Annotated in this window: 13 protein-coding genes; all 13 read right to left on the reverse strand. The window is 60.7% G+C overall.

The features are described from left to right. Window positions 1–5: 5 nt before the first annotated feature. Window positions 6–710: a hypothetical protein gene (locus tag QZ294_RS07275; RefSeq protein ID WP_297048444.1), complete on the reverse strand. Its 705-nt coding sequence runs from the start codon at window positions 708–710 to the stop codon at window positions 6–8. 2 nt (window positions 711–712) lie between these two features. Beyond that, window positions 713–1,024 (reverse strand): hypothetical protein, encoded by a 312-nt coding sequence (locus QZ294_RS07280; RefSeq protein WP_297048446.1) that lies wholly within the window; start codon window positions 1,022–1,024, stop codon window positions 713–715. Beyond that, window positions 1,021–2,748, reverse strand: coding sequence for a portal protein (locus QZ294_RS07285; RefSeq protein ID WP_297048448.1), 1,728 nt, complete (start codon window positions 2,746–2,748; stop codon window positions 1,021–1,023). The genes QZ294_RS07280 and QZ294_RS07285 overlap by 4 nt, the downstream gene beginning before the upstream one ends. A 42-nt stretch (window positions 2,749–2,790) precedes the next feature. Further along, entirely contained in the window at window positions 2,791–3,030 is a 240-nt protein-coding gene (locus QZ294_RS07290; RefSeq protein ID WP_297048450.1) for a hypothetical protein, read from the reverse strand. Between the two features lie 10 nt (window positions 3,031–3,040). After that, window positions 3,041–4,471, reverse strand: a complete 1,431-nt coding sequence (locus QZ294_RS07295) for a hypothetical protein (RefSeq protein WP_297048464.1) — start codon at window positions 4,469–4,471, stop codon at window positions 3,041–3,043. A 62-nt stretch (window positions 4,472–4,533) separates the two neighbouring features. Next, window positions 4,534–4,851: a hypothetical protein gene (locus QZ294_RS07300; RefSeq protein WP_297048452.1), complete on the reverse strand. Its 318-nt coding sequence runs from the start codon at window positions 4,849–4,851 to the stop codon at window positions 4,534–4,536. Continuing rightward, window positions 4,851–5,312, reverse strand: a complete 462-nt coding sequence (locus QZ294_RS07305; RefSeq protein WP_297048454.1) for a phage holin family protein — start codon at window positions 5,310–5,312, stop codon at window positions 4,851–4,853. The genes QZ294_RS07300 and QZ294_RS07305 overlap by 1 nt, the downstream gene beginning before the upstream one ends. A gap of 11 nt (window positions 5,313–5,323) precedes the next feature. Beyond that, window positions 5,324–5,584, reverse strand: a complete 261-nt coding sequence (lysC, locus tag QZ294_RS07310; protein ID WP_297048456.1) for an Rz1-like lysis system protein LysC — start codon at window positions 5,582–5,584, stop codon at window positions 5,324–5,326. Next, complete coding sequence (locus QZ294_RS07315) at window positions 5,511–5,870, reverse strand: hypothetical protein (protein WP_297048466.1); 360 nt, start codon at window positions 5,868–5,870, stop codon at window positions 5,511–5,513. Before QZ294_RS07315 ends, lysC begins: the two co-directional genes overlap by 74 nt. Beyond that, entirely contained in the window at window positions 5,870–6,298 is a 429-nt protein-coding gene (locus tag QZ294_RS07320) for a DUF5675 family protein (RefSeq protein ID WP_297048457.1), read from the reverse strand. Before QZ294_RS07320 ends, QZ294_RS07315 begins: the two co-directional genes overlap by 1 nt. A 435-nt stretch (window positions 6,299–6,733) precedes the next feature. Continuing rightward, a complete protein-coding gene (locus tag QZ294_RS07325) occupies window positions 6,734–6,973 on the reverse strand; it encodes a hypothetical protein (protein WP_297048458.1) in 240 nt (79 codons plus the stop codon). Next, window positions 6,970–7,407: a RusA family crossover junction endodeoxyribonuclease gene (locus QZ294_RS07330; RefSeq protein ID WP_297048460.1), complete on the reverse strand. Its 438-nt coding sequence runs from the start codon at window positions 7,405–7,407 to the stop codon at window positions 6,970–6,972. The genes QZ294_RS07325 and QZ294_RS07330 overlap by 4 nt, the downstream gene beginning before the upstream one ends. Further along, the coding region (locus QZ294_RS07335) for an ATP-binding protein (RefSeq protein ID WP_297048462.1) at window positions 7,404–7,643 on the reverse strand (240 nt) is incomplete at its 5' end. The genes QZ294_RS07330 and QZ294_RS07335, both read right to left, overlap by 4 nt.

Here is a 7,643-nt window from a genome sequence, read left to right on the forward strand (position 1 = left end):
GGTTGTCAGTTCATGTTCGGGTACAGGACTTCAGCCGCGCTTTTGGTCTGCCCGGCCCCGCTTCCATGAAAGCCCGGCTCCGCCAGGGCCTTGCCCACCTTCGCCATGAAAGCCCACATTTTGGGGTGACTGCCCAGATTGGTCTGGTTCAGCAATTCATACAGTTCATCGTCTCCAAACTGGCGCAGGGCCGACTGGATACGAACCTGATCTTCCTGAAAGGTCGGCGATCCGGTGATCTCGTTTTCCCAGACCTTGCGGGCTTCCAGCAGCGCCCTGGTCTGTTCGGCCTGCATCCGTTCGGCGGCCTTCGCCATGTGGCCTTCATACAGACTGCCCAGCTTTTGCGCCTGTCCTCGCGTCAACCCCAATTCCAGCGCCGTCTGGCGAAAACTCCCCAGAAGTTCGGCATCCACCTTTGTTTCTGCCGAGAATTTGAGGTCATAGCCTTCCGCCTTGTCCGGCACCTGGGCGGCGGGATCGTCCTGCTTTCCGCCCTTGCCATCGCCTTTGTCAGGCTCGTTTTCCGGGCTGTTCTTTCCCCCGTCTGCCCCGGCGTTTTCGCCGCCTTCGCCTCCCTTGCCGTCGCCCGCAGCCAGGCGGCCCATCAGACTGTCGTTGTCTGCCGTGCCCGCGCCGGGCGTATTCTGGCCGCCTTCGCCCTCGGCATTGCCGGTGTCGGCCACGTTCCGGCTTTCTTCGCCTGCCATGCTCATTTCTCCCTGTGTGAAAGGTTGTGCGCCATGAGGTCATCGCCGCTTTCCCGCATCAGGGCGGCCACTTCCCCCGGCGCTGATGTTTCAATCTTGAGCGCCAGCCAAAGGCCGACAGCCCGCAAGCCCTCGTTGTACGCGGTATTCTGCCCATCCACAGCCAGAGACGGCCCCATGACGTTGCTTGACGCCAGAAGACGCCGAAAAATGCGGCGCGTCTGCGGGTGGCGGAGCGCCGCCCTGAAGTCTTCCCTTTCCATGTCAGGCGACGGCGGCACAAAAAAGAATCCGGCCTTACTTTGCTGCGTCACGGCGTCACCCCCTGCATCGGCGCGGCAGTTTCACCCGCCTGACTTGCTCCCTGCGGCATGATGTTTTTGATGGCCTGCGTTCCTGTTTCCGCCGCCTGTGCTCCCTGTTGCAGGGCGGAAAGCATCTGCATCTGCTGCATCTGTCTGGCTCTGGCCTCCCTCTTGGCCGTCAGTTCATCCTGCGCAAGCACAAGGTTCGGGGGCGTCCCCAGCAGTTCGGCGTACAGGTCAACCAGTCCGTCCACGTTCAGCTTGTCCAGGGCGTCGGGCGCGCCGGTCACCTGCGCAAGCTGGCCGGTACGGGCCACAAGCTGATCCACGGCGGAAAGGCCCGCCTGCTTCTGGGCCTGGGCCAGAATGCTGATGAACTCCACCTTCACCCGCTGCCCGGCCAGAGCGGGCGGCGGAAAGGCAATCATCCCGGCCCGATCCATGATGCCGTACACCCGTTCAATGAGCGGTTGAAAAAGCTCGGCCCGCAAACGATCCAGCACCGGGCCAAGCATGAGCAGTTTTTCCCCGTTCCGTTCGGCAACTTCCGTAGCCGTCATGTTCTTTCCCGCTTCGGAAATCATCAGGAAAAGGTCATTGTGAAAATGGCGCTGAATCTGCTCCTTGATGTTGGCCTTCTCCACAGCCAGAGCTTGCAGATTGGCCCGGCTCTGTCTCTGTACCAACGGACGCGCGATTTCCTGTCCCTGTGTCAGAGTGCTGGTGTAGTTTATGGCGCGCGGAGAAAGATCAAGCGGCCCGTTGACCGTCCCTTCCGCAACAATCATGGGCGGGCCTACTTCCACTTCCAGCGAAAGCCGGCCGTCCTCTGTCATCTTCTGCAACTGGCGGCAGTCGGGCAGGGCGTCCATAGCCGGGCTTGCCCCGTACACGTCGCTGGCCGTGACAATCCAGCGCGGGCACAAGGCCGGAAACTCGTAATAGCCGGAATCTTCCAGCACTTCCCGGTTGCTTCCATCAAGCACCAGATACACGCTTCGCCAGGGGCGATCATTGCCCTTGAGGCCTCGCCCGGTTCTTTGATACCCTTTATCTGTCGTCCGATACGCGGACGTGGATTGAAACGGCTCAATCGCGTGAAGAATGGTGATCCACCGGCCGGCGTCCTGTTCCGCCAAAGCTCGGATGGCCTCCGGGCAGGTTTCCGGCCATGCCTGAACAATTTGCCGCGGGGTCATGCGGATACGCCGGTACAGGGTATCCACACGGCCATCCTCTCCGGTATCCAGCACATATTCCCCCACGGTCAGCGTTCGGCATCGCATGGTGATCCGCGGATCTTCCTCAATAATCACAACGCCTGTGCCGAAACAGGCCAGTTCGCTGTAGAGGATATGCACCTGGTCATAAAAATTGCTTCTGGCGAACAGGCTCACCATTTTTTCATAGGTGTCATGCAGCCATAGTTTCGCATCGGCGTGTTCGGCCAGAGCCGCATCTTCCAGCGTCAGGGAAAACCACGGACGGGAAGGGGAAGTCAGGCCGGACTGCATTCCGTTCGCCAAAAGGCGCAGGGCCATGATGCCTATGCTGTCCTCCAGAAAATTTCTCGCTTCGCCGTTGTTGGTTTCGTCTCCGGCATCCAGAAAACGAGCGCGCCGGGGCAGGAAATGCCGCGCCAGATCGCGCCAGTGTGTTTCCCAGCCCCGTTTGCGTTCATTTTCCAGTCGCTTCAGATTGCGGATGAAGTGATGGATTTCTTCCTGTGTCATACTTTCGCTTCTCGCTCGTCACCATGCGCACGCGGCGCGTCCTTACTCGCCCAGCAGCTTCTTGCCGCCGGTCTGGGCCTGATCCGTTACGCCCATGCCGCGCGTCAGAATGGTGTCCGAACGGCCGGAAGCCGCCTGTCTGCGTTTCCTTTCCGCATCCGACGCGCCTTGCGAACTGGAATCCGCTTCAATAGGCGCCACAATGGCCGGAGCCACCGGAGCGGCCTTCACCTCCGGCGCTTTGCCGCCGCCTCCACCGCCAAAAATTCCTCCGCCGCACATGGCAAAACTCCTACGCATAAAGGTTTGACGCCTGCACCGCCCGGCGCGGCAGGCCGGCAGAAACACTGCCGGGCTGTTTGGGAAAAGCCGCGCCCAGAGCCGGGTCAAGAATGCGGCTCAAACAATCCAGCATATCGTCATGGCTGGAAACCGGAAACGTCTGGTATTCCAGCCTGAAAAATTCGTCAGTCAGGTCATAGGCTGTGGAATCCAGGCGCATTTTCATCAGACGCGCCGGGAAGAAAACGCGGCCCTGCTCGAACACGGGAACCAGCCGTCGGATACGGTCAGGTTTGGGCATCTGGCCGCCAAGCTCCACAATGGAAAAGCGGTAGTTCTCCTGCTCCATGCGGTGCGCCATGTGTTCAATATCCGCCTGCATCCCGTAACGCTCATACCCAACCGCGCGCGGGCTGTACCGGCGGTGAAAGTCAAACAGAAAGCGGGCGCGCTCGGCCAGGTTCAGGCGGTCATGCACACCGTCCAGAACGTAGTAATTGCCGTCCGTGTTCAGGCCCACAACCCACATGGACGTGTAGTCGCTGTCCTTTTTCTTGGCGGAGGCCGGGTCAACCACGATATAGCGGTTCATGCGCGCGGCATCGGGCGCGGCTCCGGGCAACTTGCGGAACCAATCGCTGTCAAAGCCTTGCGCCTTGTCGGCAAGCGGGTTCTGCAACATCTGGCAGGCAAAAACGAACGGCCCCATGTCCCGCCGCTTTTCCGCCAGTACAGAGCGGGAAAGGAACACCGGCTCACCGTCATAGGTTCCATCCGCTGTGGCCGGGTAAATGCGCGGCTGAACGCTTCCCTGTTCAAGGATCACGCTGTAGGTGTCCGCCGCGTGGTAGCGAGTTCCGATCATGCGGCGGCGGCCACCGTGCGCGCCAAGGTTGAGGCTCACGCGCCAGGCATCCGTGGTTTTGCCGATCATCTCCGGCGTGGTCACGGATTCGGGCGTCACCACGTCGTCATAAATCAGCAGCGCAAAGTGCTTGCCGATAGGCTGGCCGTCCACCAGTCCCCATGCCTCTATGGTGGCTTCCTTGGGGTTGGTTCGGCGTTTGACGATGATCCCTTCGTCTTCGCTCCAGGTGCGTTTCTCACCCTTGGCCGGGGGCCGGATATGCGGAAAAAGCTCCTGCAACAGCGCATTGCCCTCGAACTCGCGCTTGATCTGCCGCAGGAACGCCTTGGCAATGGGCCGGGAATGGCTGAAAATCCCCACCGTGATTTCCGGATCGCGCAGCACGTCCTGAATGGTCTTGCCCACGGTAATGATCGTGGACTTGTAGTGTTCGCGCGCCCACAGATCCAAATGCCCGTCCGGGCTGGCCTGCACCTCGCGGCAACGCGAGAAAAGAAAATCGTTGTTCATGTCTGTACGGCCAAGGCCGACCAGCATCAGAAAGAACAGATCGCCGGCCAGCATGGCGCGCATATCTTCCGGCGTCTTTACTTCCTGATACAGAGCCAGGGCTTCTTTTCTGGACATGATGCCGTTCATTCTTCCGCCATTCCCTGCAATGTCTTGAGGGCCGCGGCAATGGCCGGGGATACGCCCACTTCCACCGATACCGGCCCGCCGTCCGGTCCGGTGACTTCGATGGGCTGGCCCACCTTGCCGTATCCGCGATCCAGCAGTTCACGCGCGGCATTCACGCGGGACGCGCCCGCGGCGTTCGCCACTTCGTCGGCCAGGGCGCGAATGCAGGCGGGCGCATAACTCTTTGCCTGCTCCACGATGCTCGCGTGGGACGGCAATTTGTGCAGGGGCAAAGCCGCCAGCCTTTTCTTGCGGGATTTCTTCGGCGCGGCCATCAGGATTTCCTTTCCACACCGTCCCACGGCGAGGTCAAAATCTCGTGCCTGTATCGGCGCAGCCGCCTGATAAACGGCTTGGGCACGGGCATACGGAAAAAGGCCAGGTGATCGAGGCAGGAAAACGCCTCGTTGACCGCAAGGTAGGCAATGAACACATCACGCAGATTGACAGGCACAAGCGGAACGGCAATGCGAACCGCTTCATCAACCCACATGAAAACAGCCACGGTCAGCCAGTACCAGAAGAACTTGAAGGCCCCGGACTTGAGCTTGCCGGCGCGGATGTCGCGGCACTTCCAGGCGCGGAAAAAGCCAAGAGCGAAATCCGCAAGCATCAGCATGACCAGCCACTTTGCCGCGGAATCCGGGTGTCCCACGGCCCCGGCGATAAACGCCCATACAGCCGCCAACGCGCTTTTCAGGCCGTACATGGTTCCAAGCTCGTTGACGATGTTCATGGCTGTTTCCTTCATTGTTCATCCCTCACGGCCCGAAGCGCGGCCTCTTTGTCCGCGTTGCACATCCGCAGCGCGTCGCGGTTATCCAGCGCCCAATCCAGCAGGGCCGCGTTATCCGAACCCGTGAAAACCGGTTCCGGCGTGGCGGTCAGCAGATGGGCCGGGGGCATAACCCGGACGATCTGCGGCACAGGCACTTCAACGACTTTGGAGCAACCCGCGCACAGCGTCAGGCAAAGGCTTGTCGCTCCAATCGCGCACAGTCTGGTCATGACTTGCCGCCTCCTGAATTTTGGCCCGTAATTTCGCGCTCCGGCTCTCCACTTCCCGAACCCGCGCCCGGTGTTCGGCCAACGCCTTTTCCAGCGCCTCACGGGCCGTCATGGCCTCATTCAAGGCCAGTTGAGCTTCCCGTACCGCTCTTTGCCATTCCGCCGCGCTCTCCCTTGCCGTGACGGCCTGGCCGTGGAACCACCAGCACCCGAAGCCAAGCAGGGCGGACGCCATGCCCGCGGCTATCCATCCGGCCTTGCCGCCAGCAAACGAGAACAGCGTCATCAGCCTGCCGCTCCTGTTTCATCCGTGATCACCAGATCAAAAGACTGCCTGCCAACCACGGCCCGCAGCTTGTCCAGCGCCGCGCGGCTCGACGTGACGGCGGGCTGTCCCGCAATCTCACCCCGGCCCAGACCGAGCAGGATGCAGCCCTGCACGTCGGAGCGCAGTCCCTTTGTCGTGTCCCCGGCAAAGTTGCCGGAATGAATCAGAATGGCCGTTCGGCCCGGAACGTCCTTCACCTCGTACACATCGGGGAACTTCCGCGAAGAATACGGGCGGCAGACGTAGCGCCCGGCAGGGATGCACGAGACGCGGACAGCGTTGTCCCGCCAGGGCAGTTCGGCGGTGTGAAGCTCCAGACCTTCCCCGGTGAATACCCCGAACGTCCCGGCGTCCGAAGTTGACCTGCGTACAAGCACAAACCGCATCAAAAAACCCCCATGTATTTGCGCGCGAGGCTAACACGGGGGTTTGGGGGGATGTCACATCTGGGATACAGCAGGGACACAGCCGGGATACAGCAGGGCATACTTGACAGGTTTTGGCGAAACCGCCCGAAAATGAAAAAAGCCCCCTTGGGGGGCTTGCCTGACGGCTTCGGAGTGCCTATAAAAAAGGTGGGTCAGGATGCTGCTGACACCCTGACCCGGTGGGGCAATCCCCCTGTGTTGGTAACACAAGTTTCAGGCCCCGGTATGGAATCTCACTCCTGCCGGGGCCTGAAACATTAACGGTTAATAAACCGTTTCACGATCCATGCCACGATAACGCCCGCCACAACAGCGGCGGCAACGTCAAGCAAGAAGTGCTCCATAGGCGGCACCTCCTTGTCCTGGAACTCGGAGGATTGCCCGCCTCAAGCTCTAATCCTTTTCCGTCTGCGGGTAAAGCCGCTGTTCATGGGCGGCAATCCACTCCCAAAGCTCGTCATAGCGGCATTGATACTTTCCGCCCACAAGGCAAATGGGCGCTCCCGCCCGCTTCCAGCGCATAATGGTTCGCCGGGAAACGCCAATAGCCCTGGCTATGGCCTCGGCGCCCTGATACTCGGTCTTGTCCGGCGAATGGCCCAGATGAATAGGCAGGACAATATCACCACTCACACCAGCACCCCCTGTTCCGGCGCGGCCGGTATGGGCCGGATGGTCACAACCGCCCTGCCGCCCGGCGTTGCCGCGCACCATACCAGCCGCAGATCATCCACCTGCGAATCGTCGGCCAGAACTCCGGCTTCCACCAGACTGTCTAGGAGAGCCTTGGCGTAGTTGTCCACGTCGCGCCGCCGCCTGTCCGGCGGATAAAGGGCAACGAACATTCTCACACGGGCGGAAAGCCGGTACTGCGCGTTCTGGGCCATGACTTCGCGGCACACGGTCTGCTTGTACTTCCGACCGTCCGCCGAAATGAGCGCCTGCACCCTGAACGCCTGTTTGCCCCTGGCCGTTGTCCTTTTCAGCGGCAACGCCACATGACGCCAGTAATGGTTGACCGACGGAGGAAACGACACGGCAAACGTCAAATCTGTGGGCCGGATCATTTCCGCCCCCTGTGGCTCTGCCAGTCAAACACCAGTACCGCGCCGCCGTTGTCCATCAGCCTGTCCATAACCCTGTCGCCCAGATAGTCGCCTATGCCTGCCGGTTCCAGATTGGATATGACAATCGTGGGCTTCATGTTTTCATAGCGGCCGTTCAGCACTTCAAAAAGCAGCAGTTTTTCCGTGTCCGTGCCGTACTGGACGCCGACTTCATCCACAACCAGCAGGGCCGGTTC

Origin of the sequence: uncultured Desulfovibrio sp. (genome assembly GCF_910584445.1) — a bacterium.
Lineage (GTDB): Bacteria > Desulfobacterota > Desulfovibrionia > Desulfovibrionales > Desulfovibrionaceae > Desulfovibrio.

Excerpts from the sequence above, each read along its gene's own strand:
- QZ294_RS07275 (WP_297048444.1), bottom strand. The coding sequence starts at position 710 with ATGGCAGGCGAAGAAAGCCGGAACGTGGCCGACACCGGCAATGCCGAG.
- QZ294_RS07285 (WP_297048448.1), bottom strand. The coding sequence starts at position 2,748 with ATGACACAGGAAGAAATCCATCACTTCATCCGCAATCTGAAGCGACTG.
- QZ294_RS07290 (WP_297048450.1), bottom strand. The coding sequence starts at position 3,030 with ATGTGCGGCGGAGGAATTTTTGGCGGTGGAGGCGGCGGCAAAGCGCCG.
- QZ294_RS07295 (WP_297048464.1), bottom strand. The coding sequence starts at position 4,471 with ATGCGCGCCATGCTGGCCGGCGATCTGTTCTTTCTGATGCTGGTCGGC.
- QZ294_RS07300 (WP_297048452.1), bottom strand. The coding sequence starts at position 4,851 with ATGGCCGCGCCGAAGAAATCCCGCAAGAAAAGGCTGGCGGCTTTGCCC.
- QZ294_RS07305 (WP_297048454.1), bottom strand. The coding sequence starts at position 5,312 with ATGAACATCGTCAACGAGCTTGGAACCATGTACGGCCTGAAAAGCGCG.
- lysC (WP_297048456.1), bottom strand. The coding sequence starts at position 5,584 with ATGACCAGACTGTGCGCGATTGGAGCGACAAGCCTTTGCCTGACGCTG.
- QZ294_RS07315 (WP_297048466.1), bottom strand. The coding sequence starts at position 5,870 with ATGACGCTGTTCTCGTTTGCTGGCGGCAAGGCCGGATGGATAGCCGCG.
- QZ294_RS07320 (WP_297048457.1), bottom strand. The coding sequence starts at position 6,298 with ATGCGGTTTGTGCTTGTACGCAGGTCAACTTCGGACGCCGGGACGTTC.
- QZ294_RS07330 (WP_297048460.1), bottom strand. The coding sequence starts at position 7,407 with ATGATCCGGCCCACAGATTTGACGTTTGCCGTGTCGTTTCCTCCGTCG.